This window comes from Variovorax sp. PMC12 (assembly GCF_003019815.1).
In the GTDB taxonomy this organism is placed as follows: Bacteria; Pseudomonadota; Gammaproteobacteria; order Burkholderiales; family Burkholderiaceae_C; genus Variovorax.
Genome location: NZ_CP027774.1, coordinates 654,309 through 669,591, shown reverse-complemented (window position 1 = coordinate 669,591; position 15,283 = coordinate 654,309). Strand labels below are relative to the sequence as shown.

Sequence of the window (15,283 nt, the reverse complement as noted above, 5' to 3'; positions counted from 1 at the left end):
CTGAAAGAGGGTCAATGGTGCCCCGGGCCGCCGATCAGCGCAAGGAGGCGTTCAGCCGCTCGAGCGCCGAGGCGCCCGGGCACAGTTCGGCCGGCCCCAGCGCATTGAGCGGGCGGCCGCTGGTGTTGAGGGCGGTGTGCAGGTCGGTGGCCAGCGGATCGACGTACAGCAGGCCGGTGACCACCTCGCCCATTTCCTGGTGGCGCTGCATGTAGGCCATGGCGGCGTGGCGGTCGCCGAGCGTGTAGTCGGGGTGCAGGCTGCGCAGGCGCAGCAGCGTGCCGTCGTGCTGGCGCACGTCCATTACCTCGCCCGGCTCGATGTCGACGGAAATCTCGTCCCGCCCGCTGATGAAGTCGATGCGGCTCACCGCTTCGTTGTGCTCGCGCACGTAGTCGTAGCTCTTGGTGCTGCCGGGATGGTTGTTGAAGGCCACGCACGGACTGATCACGTCGATGAACGCCGAACCGCCGTGGCTGATCGCGCCCTTGATGAGCGGTACCAGCTGCGCCTTGTTGCCCGAGAAGCCGCGCCCCACGTAGCTGGCGCCCAGCTGCAGCGCCATGGCCACCAGGTCGACCGGGCTGTCGGTGTTGACCACGCCCTTCTTGCTCTTGGAGCCCTGGTCGGCCGTGGCCGAGAACTGGCCCTTGGTCAGGCCGTAGACGCCGTTGTTCTCCACGATGTAGGCCATGCGCACGCCGCGCCGCATGGCGTGGGCGAACTGGCCCAGGCCGATGGAGGCCGAGTCGCCGTCTCCGGAAACGCCCAGGTACAGCAGGTCGCGGTTGGCGAGGTTGGCGCCGGTCAGCACGCTGGGCATGCGGCCGTGCACGGTGTTGAAGCCGTGCGAGGCCCCCAGGAAGTAGTCCGGCGTCTTGGAACTGCAGCCGATGCCCGAGAGCTTGGCCACGCGATGCGGCTCGATGTCCAGCTCCCAGCAGGCCTCGATGATGGCGGCCGAGATCGAGTCGTGGCCGCAGCCGGCGCACAGCGTGGAGATCTTTCCTTCGTAGTCGCGCCGCGTGTAGCCCACCTTGTTGACGGCCAGCGTCGGATGGCGCAGCCTGGGCTTGGCGAGGTAGGTCATGCCGCCTCCTTCGTCGGATGAACATGCGTGGCGATGGCCTGCACGATGAAGCGCGCGGTGATCGGCGTGCCGTCGAAATGCAGCACCCGGATCAGCCGTGCCGGATCGGCATTTAGCTCGTTGACCAGCAGGCTGCGCATCTGCGCGTCGCGGTTCTGCTCGACCACGAAAACCTGCTCGTGCTGCGCCACGAACTGCGCCACGCTCTCGGGAAAGGGAAAGGCGCGCAGCCGCATGGCGTTGAGGTGGATGCCCTGCGCTTCGAGCGCATCCAGCGCCTCGTGCATCGACGGGCTGGTCGAGCCGAAATAGATCACGCCCAGCGCGGTCTTGCGGGCTGCGGGCCGCAGCACCGGCTGCGGCACCAGCGTGGCCGCGGTCGCGAACTTCTTCAGCAGCCGCTCCATGTTGTAGATGTAGTCCGGCCCGCGCTCCGAATACCGGGCATAGGCGTCGCGCGTGGTGCCGCGCGTGAAGTAGCTGCCCTTGGTCGGGTGCGTGCCTGGCAGCGTGCGCCAGGGAATGCCGTCGCCGTCCACGTCCTTGTAGCGGCCGAAATCGCGGCCCGCCTCCAGCTCATCGGCGCTCATGACCTTGCCGCGGTCGTAGGCCTGGCTGTCGTCCCAGGCAAAGGGCTCGCACAGCCGCTGGTTCATGCCGATGTCCAGGTCGGTCATCAGGAACACGGGCGTCTGCAGCCGGTCGGCCAGGTCCAGCGCCGCCGCCGCGTGTGCGAAGCACTCGTGCGGGTCCTCGGGAAACAGCAGCACGTGCTTGGTGTCGCCGTGCGAGGCATAGGCGCAGGCCAGGATGTCGGCCTGCTGCGTGCGCGTGGGCATGCCGGTGGAGGGCCCGCCGCGCTGCACGTTGATCAAGGTGATCGGAATCTCCGCGAAGTAGGCCAGGCCGATGAATTCGGCCATCAGCGAAATGCCGGGCCCCGAGGTCGCGGTGAAGGCGCGCGCGCCGTTCCAGCCCGCGCCGACCACCATGCCGATCGAGGCCAGCTCGTCCTCCGCCTGCACGATGGCGAAGCGGTGCTGGCCGGTGGCCGGGTCCACCCGGAACTTGCTGCAGTACTTCTGGAAGGCCTCGGCCACCGACGACGACGGCGTGATCGGGTACCAGGCCGCGACCGTGGCGCCGCCATACACGCAGCCCAGCGCCGCGGCGCTGTTGCCGTCCACGAAGATGCGCCCGCCCACCCGGTCGGCGCGCCGCACCTGCAGCCCCACCGGCTCGCGCAGGTTCTCCCGCGCGAAGTCGCAGCCCAGGTGCAGCGCCTGCACGTTGGAGGCCAGCAGCTTTTCCTTGCCCTTGTACTGCTCGCCGAACAGCTTCTCGACCACCTCGGGCTCGATGCCCAGCAGGACGGCCAGGGCGCCCACGTAGACGATGTTCTTGAACAGCTGCCGCTGGCGCGGGTCTTGATAGACGGCGTTGCAGATTTCGGTGAGCGGCATGCCGATCACGCGGATGTCGTCGCGAAACCTGGAAGGCGGCAGCGGCCGGGTGCTGTCGTAGAAAAGATAGCCGCCCGGCGCCAGCTCGGCCACGTCGGCGTCCCAGGTCTGCGGGTTCATCGCCACCATCATGTCCGTGCCGCCGCGCCGACCCAGGTGCCCGTCTTCGGTCACGCGCACCTCGTACCAGGTCGGCAGGCCCTGGATGTTGCTCGGGAAGATGTTGCGCGGGCTCACCGGCACGCCCATGCGCAGGATGGCCTTGGCGAACAGCTCGTTGGCCGAAGCCGAGCCCGAGCCGTTGACGTTGGCGAACTTGATGACGAAGTCGTTGACCGCCTCGATCTGCTGTTGCGTCATGCGGCCACCCCCTGCCCCGCCGGCGTCATCTTCAGCAGGAATTTCTGCATGTCCCAGGCGCCCGTCGGGCAGCGCTCGGCGCACAGGCCGCAATGCAGGCAGACGTCTTCGTCCTTGACCATGACGCGCCCCGTCTTGAGCCCGCCCGAGACGTACAGGTCCTGCGCCAGGTTCAGCGCCGGCGCCTTGAGCCGGGGCCTGAGTTCGTCTTCTTCCGCGTTGTCGACGAAGTTGATGCAGTCCATCGGGCAGATGTCGACGCAGGCGTCGCACTCGATGCAGGCAGCCTCGGTGAACACGGTCTGCACGTCGCAGTTCAGGCAGCGCTCGGCCTCCTTGAAGGCGGTGGCGGCGTCGAAGCCCAGTTCCACTTCCACGCGGATGCTGGCCAGCGCCGTCTCGGCCTTGGCCCACGGCACCTTGTAGCGCAGGTCGTTGGAGGTGTCGTTGTCGTAGCTCCACTCGTGGATGCCCATCTTCTGCGACACCAGGTTGGTCATGGGTGCCGGCCGCACGTAGACCGGCTCGGCGCGCAGCAGCTTGTCGATGGAAACCGCCGCCTCGTGGCCGTGGGCGACGGCCGTGATGATGTTCTTCGGCCCGAAGGCCGCATCGCCGCCGAAGAACACGTTCGGCACCGAGGACTGGAAGGTGTTCTTGTCGAGCACCGGCAGGCCCCACTTGTCGAAGTCGATGCCGCAATCGCGCTCGATCCAGGGAAATGCGTTTTCCTGCCCCACCGCCACCAGCACGTCGTCGCATTCGAAGTACGCCTCCGGCTCGCCGGTGGGCACCAGCGAGCGCCGGCCCTCGGCGTCGTACTCGGCGCGCACGATCTCGAAGCGCATGCCCACGAGCTTGCCGTCCTCGTGCACGAAGGCCTTCGGCACATGGAAGTTGATGATCGGGATGCCCTCGTGCGCGGCGTCTTCCTTCTCCCAGGGCGAGGCCTTCATCTCGTCGAAGCCGCTGCGCACGATGACCTTCACGTCGGTGCCGCCCAGGCGGCGCGCCGACCGGCAGCAGTCCATGGCCGTGTTGCCGCCGCCCAGCACGATCACGCGCCGGCCGATGCTGCTGACGTGGCCGAAGGACACGGAGTTCAGCCAGTCGATGCCGATGTGGATGCCGGCCGCGGCCTCCTGCCGCCCCGGCACGTCGAGGTCGCGCCCGCGCGGGGCGCCGCAGCCGACGAAGATCGCATCCCAGTCCTGCGCCATCAGCGCCTTCAACGACGCGATGCGCTCGCCGCCGCGGAATTCCACGCCCAGGTCCAGCACGTAGCCCGTCTCTTCGTCGATGACCGACTCGGGCAGGCGAAAGCGCGGAATCTGCGTGCGGATGAAGCCGCCGGCCTTGGCCTCGCCGTCGAACACCGTCACCTCGTAGCCCAGCGGCGCCAGGTCGCGCGCGACCGTGAGCGAGGCCGGCCCGGCGCCGATGCAGGCGACACGCTTGCCGTTCTTCGGCACGGGCTGGGGCATGCGCGCGCGCACGTCGTCCTTCATGTCGGCCGCCACGCGCTTGAGCCGGCAGATCGCGACCGGCTCCGGCGCCTCGGCGTTGCTTTCTTCCACCCTGCCGCGCCGGCAAGCCGGCTCGCAGGGCCGGTCGCAGGTGCGCCCCAGGATGCCGGGAAAGACGTTGGAGGCCCAGTTGATCATGTAGGCGTCGCCGTAGCGGCGCTGCGCGATCATGCGTATGTATTCGGGGACAGGCGTGTGCGCCGGGCAGGCGTACTGGCAATCGACGACTTTGTGGAAATAGGTCGGGTCCGCAATATTCGTTCGCTGCAACGCATATCTCCTGGCTGTCGCCTGGAGCCCCGGAGGAGCCGGCGAGTGGCTTTTTCGCGAGTATGCGCCGCGCCTGCGCACGCGCGGGCTTGGTGGAATCCCGCAGCAATCTAGGTACTTACCCTTGCGTACCGATACGTAGACACCCGCCGGGCGGCTACGGACGACAGCGCCGCGGCGGCCGGACAGACTCGCCGCAACGGCCTCGCGCGGCTTCGCGGCGGGCCGCAGCCAGAGACAAGGACCCCTTTCCATGACCGCCTTCGCAAGCAGCGCGACCGCCGGCGCCTCCAGCCCCGACGCCATCGCCGACAACAACACCCCCTACACCTTCGAAGAAAAGCGCAAGCGCATCTTCGCCATCTTCGCCGCCTCGTCCGGCAACCTGGTGGAGTGGTTCGACTTCTACGTCTACGCCTTCTGCGCCATCTATTTCGCGCCGGCCTTCTTCCCCAAGTCCGACCCGACGGTGCAGCTGCTGAACACGGCCGGCGTGTTCGCCGCCGGCTTCCTGATGCGCCCGATCGGCGGCTGGCTGTTCGGCCGGCTGGCCGACCGCAAGGGCCGCAAGACCTCGATGGTGACCTCGGTGGTCATGATGTGTGTGGGCTCGCTGGTGATCGCCTGCCTGCCGACCTACGCGCAGATCGGCGCCGCGGCGCCCGCGCTGCTGCTCCTCGCGCGGCTGCTGCAGGGCCTGTCGGTCGGCGGCGAGTACGGCACCACTGCCACCTACATGAGCGAAGTGGCGATGCGCGGGCAGCGCGGCTTCTTCTCGTCCTTCCAGTACGTCACGCTGATCGGCGGCCAGTTGCTGGCCGTGGTCGTGGTCGTGGTGCTGCAGCAGGTGCTGGACGAGGCCGAACTGCGCAGCTGGGGCTGGCGCATTCCCTTCGTGCTCGGCGCCGTGGCCGCCATCGTGGCCCTGATGCTGCGCCGCACGCTGACCGAGACCGCCAGCACCAAGACCCGCGCCGCCAAGGGCGCCGGCAGCATGGCCGAACTGTTCAAGCACCACAAGCGCGCCTTCTTCGTGGTGCTGGGCTACACGGCCGGCGGCTCGCTGATCTTCTACACCTTCACCACCTACATGCAGAAGTACCTGGTGAACTCGGCCGGCATGTCGATCAAGACCGCCAGCAACATCATGACGGCCTGCCTGTTCATCTACATGTGCATGCAGCCGCTGTTCGGCGCGCTGTCGGACCGCATCGGGCGCCGCAGCAACATGCTGCTGTTCGGCGCCCTGGGCGTGCTGATGACGGTGCCGGTGCTGACCACCCTGCAGAGCGTGAGCAGCCCGCTGATGGCCGGCGTGCTCATTACCCTGGCGCTGGCGGTGGTGAGCTTCTACACCTCGATCAGCGGCATCGTGAAGGCCGAGATGTTCCCGCCCGAAGTGCGCGCGCTGGGCGTGGGCCTGTCGTACGCCGTGGGCAATGCCATCTTCGGCGGCAGCGCCGAATACGTGGCGCTCGGACTGAAGTCGATCGGCCACGAGTCGTACTTCTACTGGTACGTGACCGGCATGATGGCCCTGGCATTCCTGGTGAGCCTGCTGCTGCCGAAGCAGGCGACCTACCTGCACAACGACAAGTAGGTTGACGGGCGCCGCTTCGAGGCCCGGCAGGCCGGTTGGAGGGGGCGAGGCCGCCTCGACCGGCGTCTGGCTGTCCTCTCACACGTTCCGGCCTGCAGGTGCTGGCTTGCCGCGAAGCGGATTCAGCGAATGACGAACGCCAGGTTGGCCAACACGTAGCCGACGGGCATGAACACCCCTCCTCCCGCGTATTGCAGCTCCAGCGCGTCCTGTTGCCCCCCGGAAACCGACCCGGCAGTGCCGAGGGTGGTCGAAGCGCGACGCGTGCCGAGCTGGATGGTCGAGCCCGACTTGGCGGCGGCCACCTTCATGCCGTCGGCGCTGCTCGCGACCGCGGTCCAGGCACCGGCGTCGCTGGTCACACGCCAGGTCCGGCCGATGTCGCTGGACTCGTAGATGCGGCCGCCGCTGGTCGCGGCCACGGCATAGCGGCCGTCGGCGGACGTGGCGATGCCTCGCCAGTCCCGGCTGACGGTCTGCGCATCCCACGTGGTCCCCGAATCGGTGGACACCCAGACGGCGCCCGTGTCCACGGTGGCATACAGGATGCTGCCGTCGGCAGACGCCGCCGCCGACCACCAGAACTGGCTGCTCGCGCGCGCGGTCCAGCTCACGCCGTAGTCGGTCGAGACATACAGCTGGGCGCCATTGGTGGCCGCCACCAGGACCCGGCCATCGGCCGAAGAGGCCACGGCGCGCCAGGCCCGGTCCGACTCACGCGCCGTCCAGCTGGTGCCGCCGTCCGAGGAGGTCCAGATCTGCCCCAGGTAGGCGGTCGCGACCAGGCGCGAGCCGTCGGCGGAACTGGCCACCGCGCTCCAGGCTCGGGACGATCCGTCGTTGGACCACGAGTTGCCGCCGTCGGTCGAGCGGAAAAGCGCACCGCCGTTGGTCGAGGCGAGCAGCGCGAGGCCATCGCTGGAAGAAGCGACGCCGCTCCAGGTCTGTCCCGTGAGGCGCAGGCTCCAGGTCGCACCGGAATCGCTCGATGTGTACAGATCGCCGCTGCCGGCTGCCGCCGCCAGGCGGGTGGCATCAGCGGACGAGGCCAGGCTGCTCCAGTTGCTGCTGGGCGCCACCGAGCGCCAGTCGAAGTCCGTTCCGCCGGGCAGGCCGCGCGTGTCGATGCGCTGCCCCGCGTTCTGCGCGATGGTCCACCCGCCGCTGCCCACCCCCACTACCTTGATCCAATCGCCCACCGTGGGCGCGGCGGGCAAGGTGAGCGTGACGCCGGTGGTCGAATTCGCCTGATAGCCGGTGTTCGACTCGGTCTGGACACTCGAGGCCGTGACGTTGACCCAGCGCGTGTCGGCCGGCGCGGCCGCGCACACGAAGGCCGTGGCCGTGACCTCTGCGGCGTCGAGCACGCCGTTGGCGTTCAGGTCCAGCCCGGACTGCACGCGTTGACCGCCATAGGCGCAGGTGCCGCCCGGTGCTTCGGCGGCGAATGCGAGCAGGCTGTCGCGGCCACTCGACCCCGCAGCGCCCGTCGCGCCCGGCGCGCCGCCGCAGACGTAGGCCGAGCTGGTCACCTCCGCGTCCTCGAGCACGTCATTGCGGTTCAGGTCCTTGCCGGCCAGCACCTGCGAGCCGCCCTGCGCGCAGTGGCTTCCGGGGGGCTCGGCCCGCATGCGCACCAGCGTGCTGAGGCCATCCACCCCGGCGGTGGCGTTGCAGATGTACTGCGTGGACGTGACTTCGCTGTCAGCGAGCACGCGATTGCTGTCCGCGTCCAGGCCGGCCTCGACGCGTGCGCCGCCCAAGGTGCAGTTGACGCCGACCGCCTCCGGCTTGACGCGCATCAGCACCGTGGATTCGCCGGATGTGCCGGCGGGCGCAGGCGCGGCGGGCTGCTGCGCGGCGGGGAAGAGGTTCGCAACGTTGCCCGAGCCACCTCCGCCTCCGCCGCAGGCGAACAGTGCGAGAGACCCGGCCAGCGCTGCGGCGAGACGGGCATTGCGAAAGATGCGGCGGTAGGCGAGTGTGGACGAAGACATAGGCAGAGGCGATGAATGGACGAAGACGCGCCATGGCGCCGCGCAGGTGAAACGGAACGCAACCGATTGTAAAAATTGCTGCCGGAAAATGGAATCCCAGAAGGCAAGCAGGGGAAAGACCTTCACTATTTCGGTGGGGCATGTTCCGTACAGCGGCACGCATGGTGGTGATTCAGTGCCGATCGAATTGATGCCTCAGTTGCGCGAAGAGGTTTCTCAACTATTCACAGTTCACTGCGAGGAGCCGGGTACTGCGGCGTTATTGAGAGGTCTTGAGCAAACCATGCAAGCCCTGTGTGCGGAGACGGAAGCGCTCAATAGGCCATCAGCGCAGATACAGCAATGGATCGACGGGCGTCCCTCGCTCGCGGATTTCAAAGTGCAGCACGCCGCCACCAGCCGCACCGTGGCCCATGTCGGCGATTTTCTGGCCCTTGCGCACCATCTCACCCTCTTTCACGTGCGTCTTGTCGAGAAGGGCGTAGGCGGTCAGCAGAGTCTCGTCGTGCATCAGCACGATCATGGTTCCATATGCGGCAAGCGCATTGCTGACGAGCACCACGCGGCCGTCCCGTGCAGCCACAACAGCATCGCCCGCCTTGCCTGCGATGTCCACTCCACGGTTCGCTTGACCGTCGAAGAGGCCGACGATCGCGCCTTTCGCGGGCCATGCAAATTCTGGCTCTCTGCTCGGCACGGACACGGTAGCTGGCGCTTCGACAGGGGCGGCTGCAACGGGCGCTGAATCGGCTCGCGACGAAGGCACAGGAGCTCCACAGGCAGTCAGCCCCGCAGACAGCAACATGATCGCGAATCTGCAAAGCCTTCTCCCGCTCCAGCGGGTCAACGTCATAGTCAGCCTTCCTCGACAAACGCTTCCTCGCGTTTGGACCTGACAGCGGGCAAGAGGACGATGACCAGCAACAGCATCGCGCAGACCAGCAGACTCGCCGAGATCGGTCGCGTCACGAGAACGCTCCAATCGCCTCTTGAGAGCAGCAAGGCACGACGAAGGTTTTCTTCCATCATCGGCCCCAGGATCAGTCCCAGCAACAAGGGGGCAGGCTCGCAGCCCAGTTTTATGAACGCATAGCCGACAACACCGAAGAAGCCAACCATCCAAACATCGAAGGTGTTGTTGTTCGTCGAATACACGCCAATGGCGCAGAACAGGACGATGGCGGGGAATAGCCATCGATAGGGAATGGACAGCAGCTTGATCCAGATGCCGATCAGCGGCAGATTCAGAACGATCAGCATCAGGTTTCCGATCCACATCGATGCGATCAGGCCCCAGAAGAGTTCCGGATTGCTCGTCATGACCTGAGGGCCCGGCTGGATGTTATGGATGGTCATGGCTCCGACCATCAATGCCATCACGGGGTTGCCCGGAATTCCGAGGGTAAGGAGCGGAATGAACGAGGTCTGCGCCCCCGCATTGTTTGCCGATTCCGGTCCTGCCACCCCGCGGATGTTTCCCTTACCGAAGGGGATCTCTCCAGATTTCAGTTTGAGCTTTTTTTCCAGCGTGTAAGAGGCGAACGCCGACAGCAGCGAGCCTCCCCCCGGAAGAATTCCGAGCGTACATCCGAGCGCAGTGCCACGCAGCACCGCGGGGAACATGTTCTTGAAGTCTTCCTTCGTCGGCATGAGGCCCTGTAGCTTGGCAGTGAATACCTGGCGCTCGTCTTCGCTCTGGGAAAGGTTTGCGATGATCTCGCCGTAGCCAAAGATACCCATTGCGATCGCGATGAAGCTGATGCCGTCGGTGAGCTCCGGGATGTCGAAGCTGTATCGAGCCACGCCCGAATTCACGTCTGTGCCGACCAATCCCAGCAACAGACCCAGCATGATCATGCAGATGGCCTTGATCAGCGAACCGGATGCCAGGACCACTGCACCGATCAGGCCCAGCACCATCAAGGAGAAGTACTCGGCGGGACCGAACTTGAAGGCCAGCTCCGTCAGCGGCGGCGCGAACGCCGCAAGGATGAGCGTGCCGACGCAACCGGCGAAGAAGGACCCAAGGCCTGCTGCCGCGAGCGCAGGCCCTCCACGCCCCTGCTTGGCCATCTGGTGGCCGTCAATCACGGTCACCACCGATGAGGATTCTCCGGGCAGGTTGACCAGAATTGCCGTGGTTGACCCGCCGTATTGGGAGCCATAGTAGATGCCAGCCAGCATTATCAGCGCCGCCACCGGCGGAAGCGCGTAAGTTGCCGGCAGCAGCATGGCGATCGTTGCGACAGGGCCGATGCCCGGCAACACGCCGATCAGCGTTCCGAGCAAGCAGCCGATGAATGCATAGACCAGGTTCTGCAGCGTGAACGCCGCTTCAAAGCCAATGGACAGGTTGTTGATCAGTTCCATGCAATAGTCCTCAGCCCGTGATGAAAGTGGGCCAGACCTGAAACTGCAGACTCAGGCCAACGATGAATGTGAGGTAACTCCCGATCGCCAGAATCGTCGCGAGAATCAACGACGTCCTCAAAGAGAACCTGGGTCCGGCAATGCCGGCGATCACGACCAGCGCGTAGATCGCGATCAACAGGCCCATGGCGGGGACGCCGAACGTCGGCAGCCCTCCAAGGAGCAGCCCGAACACAAGGTTGGCGCCGATGATCAGCACCAGAGGCTTCCAGGCGATGCGGCCGATCGGATCACCGCCTGATGTATTGAAGCTAAGCGCGCCAAAGATGACGATCGCTCCTCCTATCGCCAGCAGGACGCCGAGTACCAACGGAAAGTAGCCGGGGCCCATTCGGGCACCGGAGCCTATCGTGTAGTTCGTGGCGCCGATCGCGAATGCGAGGCCGACGCAAACGAACATGACACCGGAAAGGAAGTCCTTCTGACTCTTGATCTTCATGGAATGGTGGGAAGGTTCGGACAAAGAAAACGCACGGCTTCGACAAAGCCGGATGCTCAGTCGCTTGCAGCAAAATGTGCAGATGAGAAGTGCCGACGCGCCGTGCTCGGTCAGCTTCCGATCAGATATGTCATGGTATGAGATTATTTATGTCATACCGTGAGTAATAACCCTGTGCCTTCTGCCATCGGGCTGATACATTCGGCGGTCACTTACAAGAAACGACATGTCGAACGATCAGGGCGCCATCGAAAAGCAGCGCTTCGAGACACTCTCCGAATTCCGCTTCAGGCTGCGCAGCTTTTTGCGATTCAGTGAAGACGCGGCCAGAACCGAAGGCATCACAGTGCTGCAGTACCAACTAATGCTCCACACCCAGGGATTTCCCGGTCGCCAATGGGCCACCATCGGGGAGCTTGCCGAGCGCCTGCAAGCACAGCCGCATGGCGTGGTCGCGCTGGTCTCGCGCTGCGAAGAGGCGGGACTCGTAAAGCGAAAGCCGAGCCTTGTCGATCGCCGACAAGTCGAGGTGCATCTGCTTGCCGCTGGTCGAAAAAAGTTGGCGCGCTTGGCGGCGCAACACGCCGACCAACTCTCTGAGCTCGCGGAGGTCGTGCGGCTGGCCAGCCACCGCGCGGACTGAGCCAGGACGCGGCGGGCTTCAGGCCCTCTCGCCGCGATAACCAGATGCTGGCCAGACTGCTTTCCCCCTAGGGCGGAAGGCAAACCCGAAGGCGAATCGCTTTCATGCAGATCGCGGCGGGCGGCTTGGGCTCATGCTTGATGTTCTGGAGCGGGCGATCCGGCAACGCGATGTTCGTCAGCACGAAGAGGCCGTTATTTGCGGGCCGAACCCGTTGCAAGGTTTTGCTTGATCACGTGCCCAATAGTCAGGCCCATCCACCAGGATGCGCCCTAAGCTGGTCGGCAGCCATGCAAGGTAGTCAACGCGAGGGGCTCCACTACAGCAGCAGCACGCAGTCAATACGCGCACGAGGCGGAACTCTCAAAATGAAGAATCCGGCCTGGATGCCCGGACAAACCGAGTCCGTCAACTCCGGCCGATGACTTGCAACCGCAACCGGAGCGTCCGGGGGCATCGTCTGCCAACGCATGCCTTCGACGTTGGCCGCTTCGGCCTAAGCTAAATGGAGACTAGTCGTGAAGTGACGGCAACCCACTACGGCTTTTTCAATTCCATCAAACCGACAAATTGGGACTGTAGCGTCCGCGTCTCGGGAAGCACGTACACAACCCCGCCAATTGAGCCTAGCGCGTCGCGCAGGACCGCGTTGTAAAACGCCGATGGCACGTTGATGCAGCCATACGAGATCCGATTGTCCGCCACGCTTGGCGTGGCAAGGCGCTCCAGTCGCCTGTCCGCCTTGTTTGCAGTGCGAACACGATGCATCGACACGGCTGCGTCGTAGTCGATCCAGATGATGTCTTCGCCTTGCGTATTGCGACCAGGCTCGACCTCGAACCTCCCGGCCGGCGTGGTTCGCTCTGACGGCTTGATGTCCGCCATCTTTCGCTCGCCGATACCAGGAACCGAATCGTCGCCTTTCGCGAGCCCGAGCAAAACCGCTGAGGACCCCTGGCGTGTTCCATCGGAAGCAAATACGTCCACACGAGCGTTCTTCTTGTCGACAATCGCAAACGGTTTCCCGTGGTTGTCTCTTTTCTGAAGGATGCGATCCAGCAGCTGCGCCACTTCGGTCGATTGCGTGGCGCGCCGCTCTCTTTTGCTATTGTTGTCAGAGGCATTCTGACCACTGTTCAGCGGCGCAGCAGCCAGTGATTGAGTGACTGACAGCATCGCTGCGCAGATAAGCCCCGCCGCCACGCGGCGGGGCGGAACCGGCGCAGTCGCTTTTTCAAGCTCGAACACTTTGTCCCACTGAATCAGTTGCGGTCTGCGCGTGCGGCACGCATGCGACGCTGCGGTGCCATGTCGGCACTGTCATTTGCCATCCGCGCAGCAGGCGCCGCGTTCATCGAATTGTTCGGCATCGCAGTAGCGCCGTTGTTGGCGGGCAAAACGCCGGTAGTGCCCATCGGAGTGCCCTGTTGCGATTGCTGGCCGGCGCCCGTCGCTGGGTTGGCCACATTGGGGTTGGGCTGAGTGCCCTGAGCGAGAGCCCCACCAGCTACAACAAACGCAGCAGTTGCAAGCAGGGTCTTGGCGGAGAAATGAGTCATGATGTTTCCTGAGTTTGAGAATGCCCGCTTTATTGCTGGCGATCACAAGGTATAGCCCGAGTTGCTTCCGAAAGTAAGCAAGGCGCGACTACCGATGTAGGGGAGAAGCCCGGCCCAGATGAGTGGGTCTACGCAACATGAGGCTGGTTTGTAGTGCCATGAATTGATAGCGGTCGCAGGCTGGGCAGGCCGCGGCGTACCCCGCTACAGCGCCGCCAACGCGCACTTGATGCACAACTCACCAGACTACACGCTGCTGGCGGCAGCCCGTCGAGCCAAGTTACACGGCTTTCAGCACCGAGGCCGCTAAGGCGGTACTGGGCGCTTTTTGCGCAAGGTCCCTGAGGTATCAAGTTCCCCGCTGCGGGGGCTGCCGGGCGGCGAGCGTGGGACCGGGAAGTTCCCTTCTTTGCGTTTCCGCCATCCACCCGGCGGATGATTCATACCGCCAATGCGATCGAGAGCATCAACGCACGACTGCTCAAGCTCATCAAGTCGCGTGGGCACTTCACCTGTGACGATGCATCCTTCAGGCCGATCTGGTTAAGCTGGGAGGCAACACCGCTGATCGCCATGAACGCTCGAATACGAAAATTTCTCAGCCAACTCAGCGAAACCTTCTGGCTCGTTCCTGGCGCCATGGTGCTGGCGGGCATCCTGCTCGCGATCACATTGCTGGGCATTGACCGAAGCGGGAATTTGCCCGCATGGCTGACCGAGAGCAAATGGTTCTACAACGGAGGCGGGACGGGCGCACGGACGTTGCTGGGTGCGATTGCGTCTTCGACGATCGGTGTCGCGGGCACGGTGTTCTCAATCACCATCGCTGCACTGTCCCTCGCCGCCGGGCAAATGGGGCCGCGCCTGCTGCGAAATTTCACGCGCGACCGCGGTGTGCAGATGACGTTGGGTGCGTTCCTTGGCACGTTTTCCTATGCTTTGATGGTGCTACGGAGCGTCAGAACCCAGGAGGAGGGATCTTTCACGCCGCACCTTGCATTGAGCTTCGGGATCTTGCTCGCTTTTGCCTGCGTTGCGACGCTCGTCTATTTTGTGGCCCATATGGCCAATCGGATCAATGTCGACACCGTGGTCGAACTTGTCAGCGATGACATTCGCAGTGCAATTCAGTCCACGGTGACCGACAAACTTCAAGCAGAACCGCCCCCTGCCACGTTCTGGTCCGGCTCAACCGTCATCGTCGATGCGAGACGCGGGTACCTTCAGCAGCTCGACGAACAGGGCCTCGCCGACTGGGCGGCTAAGAACGGCACGGCCATCCGGCTGCTCGCCCGCAAAGGCGACTATGTCTTTCCGGGCGCGCCCATTGCCGTGATGTCCGTTCAGGTACCGGAGGCGGAGGAAGCCGTGCGCAACGCCACGGCCCTGGGCCCTACGCGCGGCGGCACCGGAAATGCCGAACACGCCGTCCGACAACTGGTCGAGGTGGCAGTGCGCGCGCTGTCGCCAGGAATCAACGATCCGCACACGGCCATGAGCGTGCTCAACCGGCTGGGTGCGGCGCTGTGCGACCTTGCCGGCACTCACCTGCCCAGCGGTGTCACGTTGCGTGACGGGGTGGTCGCGCTCGTGGTGCCGAGCGTGAGCTATCGCAGTCTTGCGGATGTCATGTTCCACATGATTCGCCAAAATGCCGCCGGCAGTACGGCCGTGATGATCCGGTTGCTGGACGTGCTCACAGCCGTCATCAGCTGCGAGACCGATCCCGCGCGCAGGGAGGTGCTGGCGCGCCACGCGGATCTGGTCTGGTCCGATGCACGACGAGACATCGGCAACGAAGACGACCTCTTTGATGTCGGCCAACGCCACGCCACGTTGCGACTCACCCTTGCGCACGGTGTGCTCGGCGCGATCGGCGCGCTGACACACCAGACCAACGGCTGAA

At 64.9% G+C, this 15,283-nt stretch carries 12 protein-coding genes and 1 pseudogene; 4 read left to right on the top strand and 9 right to left on the bottom strand.

Annotated elements, in window-relative coordinates:
• Positions 1-34: 34 nt before the first annotated feature.
• The 3 genes from C4F17_RS30505 to C4F17_RS30495 are packed head-to-tail and all read right to left on the bottom strand — an operon-like array spanning position 35 to position 4,709.
• The gene (locus C4F17_RS30505) at positions 35-1,090 is read right to left on the bottom strand and encodes a 2-oxoacid:ferredoxin oxidoreductase subunit beta (protein ID WP_081268932.1); all 1,056 of its coding nucleotides are present in this window, start codon (positions 1,088-1,090) and stop codon (positions 35-37) included.
• Positions 1,087-2,913, bottom strand: coding sequence for a 2-oxoacid:acceptor oxidoreductase subunit alpha (locus C4F17_RS30500; protein WP_106938152.1), 1,827 nt, complete (start codon positions 2,911-2,913; stop codon positions 1,087-1,089). The genes C4F17_RS30505 and C4F17_RS30500 overlap by 4 nt, the downstream gene beginning before the upstream one ends.
• A complete protein-coding gene (locus C4F17_RS30495) occupies positions 2,910-4,709 on the bottom strand; it encodes an FAD-dependent oxidoreductase (RefSeq protein WP_106938151.1) in 1,800 nt (599 codons plus the stop codon). Before C4F17_RS30495 ends, C4F17_RS30500 begins: the two co-directional genes overlap by 4 nt.
• A 253-nt stretch (positions 4,710-4,962) precedes the next feature.
• Between C4F17_RS30495 and C4F17_RS30490 the strand changes: the two genes are divergently transcribed.
• Positions 4,963-6,309 carry an MFS family transporter gene (locus C4F17_RS30490; RefSeq protein ID WP_234383046.1) on the top strand — a complete coding sequence of 449 codons (1,347 nt, stop codon included), beginning with the start codon at positions 4,963-4,965 and terminating at the stop codon, positions 6,307-6,309.
• Positions 6,310-6,431: 122 nt separating this feature from the next.
• On the opposite strand, the gene C4F17_RS30485 is transcribed toward C4F17_RS30490, so the two are convergent.
• From C4F17_RS30485 to C4F17_RS30470, 4 genes are all read right to left on the bottom strand, one after another.
• Positions 6,432-8,306, bottom strand: coding sequence for a WD40/YVTN/BNR-like repeat-containing protein (locus C4F17_RS30485; protein ID WP_106938150.1), 1,875 nt, complete (start codon positions 8,304-8,306; stop codon positions 6,432-6,434).
• A 325-nt stretch (positions 8,307-8,631) separates the two neighbouring features.
• Positions 8,632-9,159, bottom strand: coding sequence for a murein hydrolase activator EnvC family protein (locus tag C4F17_RS30480; RefSeq protein WP_106938149.1), 528 nt, complete (start codon positions 9,157-9,159; stop codon positions 8,632-8,634).
• Positions 9,160-9,161: 2 nt separating this feature from the next.
• On the bottom strand, positions 9,162-10,676 hold the full coding sequence (locus C4F17_RS30475) for a tripartite tricarboxylate transporter permease (protein ID WP_106938148.1): 1,515 nt from the start codon (positions 10,674-10,676) through the stop codon (positions 9,162-9,164).
• A 10-nt stretch (positions 10,677-10,686) separates the two neighbouring features.
• Positions 10,687-11,175, bottom strand: coding sequence for a tripartite tricarboxylate transporter TctB family protein (locus C4F17_RS30470; RefSeq protein WP_106938147.1), 489 nt, complete (start codon positions 11,173-11,175; stop codon positions 10,687-10,689).
• A gap of 226 nt (positions 11,176-11,401) precedes the next feature.
• Between C4F17_RS30470 and C4F17_RS30465 the strand changes: the two genes are divergently transcribed.
• On the top strand, positions 11,402-11,818 hold the full coding sequence (locus C4F17_RS30465; RefSeq protein ID WP_106938146.1) for a MarR family winged helix-turn-helix transcriptional regulator: 417 nt from the start codon (positions 11,402-11,404) through the stop codon (positions 11,816-11,818).
• Between the two features lie 537 nt (positions 11,819-12,355).
• Here the strand turns inward: C4F17_RS30465 and C4F17_RS30460 are convergent.
• Together C4F17_RS30460 and C4F17_RS33035 are read right to left on the bottom strand one after the other, a co-directional pair.
• Positions 12,356-13,066, bottom strand: coding sequence for a L,D-transpeptidase (locus C4F17_RS30460; RefSeq protein WP_234383043.1), 711 nt, complete (start codon positions 13,064-13,066; stop codon positions 12,356-12,358).
• Between the two features lie 14 nt (positions 13,067-13,080).
• Entirely contained in the window at positions 13,081-13,377 is a 297-nt protein-coding gene (locus C4F17_RS33035; protein ID WP_159053780.1) for a proteophosphoglycan ppg4, read from the bottom strand.
• Between the two features lie 223 nt (positions 13,378-13,600).
• Here C4F17_RS33035 and C4F17_RS33595 point away from each other — a divergent pair.
• Together C4F17_RS33595 and C4F17_RS30455 are read left to right on the top strand one after the other, a co-directional pair.
• Positions 13,601-13,926, top strand: a pseudogene (locus tag C4F17_RS33595) (transposase); the annotation flags it as partial.
• Between the two features lie 24 nt (positions 13,927-13,950).
• Entirely contained in the window at positions 13,951-15,282 is a 1,332-nt protein-coding gene (locus C4F17_RS30455) for a DUF2254 domain-containing protein (protein ID WP_159053811.1), read from the top strand.
• Position 15,283 lies beyond the last annotated feature (1 nt).

Excerpts from the sequence above, each read along its gene's own strand:
- C4F17_RS30505 (WP_081268932.1), bottom strand. The coding sequence starts at position 1,090 with ATGACCTACCTCGCCAAGCCCAGGCTGCGCCATCCGACGCTGGCCGTC.
- C4F17_RS30500 (WP_106938152.1), bottom strand. The coding sequence starts at position 2,913 with ATGACGCAACAGCAGATCGAGGCGGTCAACGACTTCGTCATCAAGTTC.
- C4F17_RS30490 (WP_234383046.1), top strand. The coding sequence starts at position 4,963 with ATGACCGCCTTCGCAAGCAGCGCGACCGCCGGCGCCTCCAGCCCCGAC.
- C4F17_RS30485 (WP_106938150.1), bottom strand. The coding sequence starts at position 8,306 with ATGTCTTCGTCCACACTCGCCTACCGCCGCATCTTTCGCAATGCCCGT.
- C4F17_RS30480 (WP_106938149.1), bottom strand. The coding sequence starts at position 9,159 with ATGACGTTGACCCGCTGGAGCGGGAGAAGGCTTTGCAGATTCGCGATC.
- C4F17_RS30475 (WP_106938148.1), bottom strand. The coding sequence starts at position 10,676 with ATGGAACTGATCAACAACCTGTCCATTGGCTTTGAAGCGGCGTTCACG.
- C4F17_RS30470 (WP_106938147.1), bottom strand. The coding sequence starts at position 11,175 with ATGAAGATCAAGAGTCAGAAGGACTTCCTTTCCGGTGTCATGTTCGTT.
- C4F17_RS30465 (WP_106938146.1), top strand. The coding sequence starts at position 11,402 with ATGTCGAACGATCAGGGCGCCATCGAAAAGCAGCGCTTCGAGACACTC.
- C4F17_RS33035 (WP_159053780.1), bottom strand. The coding sequence starts at position 13,377 with ATGACTCATTTCTCCGCCAAGACCCTGCTTGCAACTGCTGCGTTTGTT.
- C4F17_RS30455 (WP_159053811.1), top strand. The coding sequence starts at position 13,951 with ATGAACGCTCGAATACGAAAATTTCTCAGCCAACTCAGCGAAACCTTC.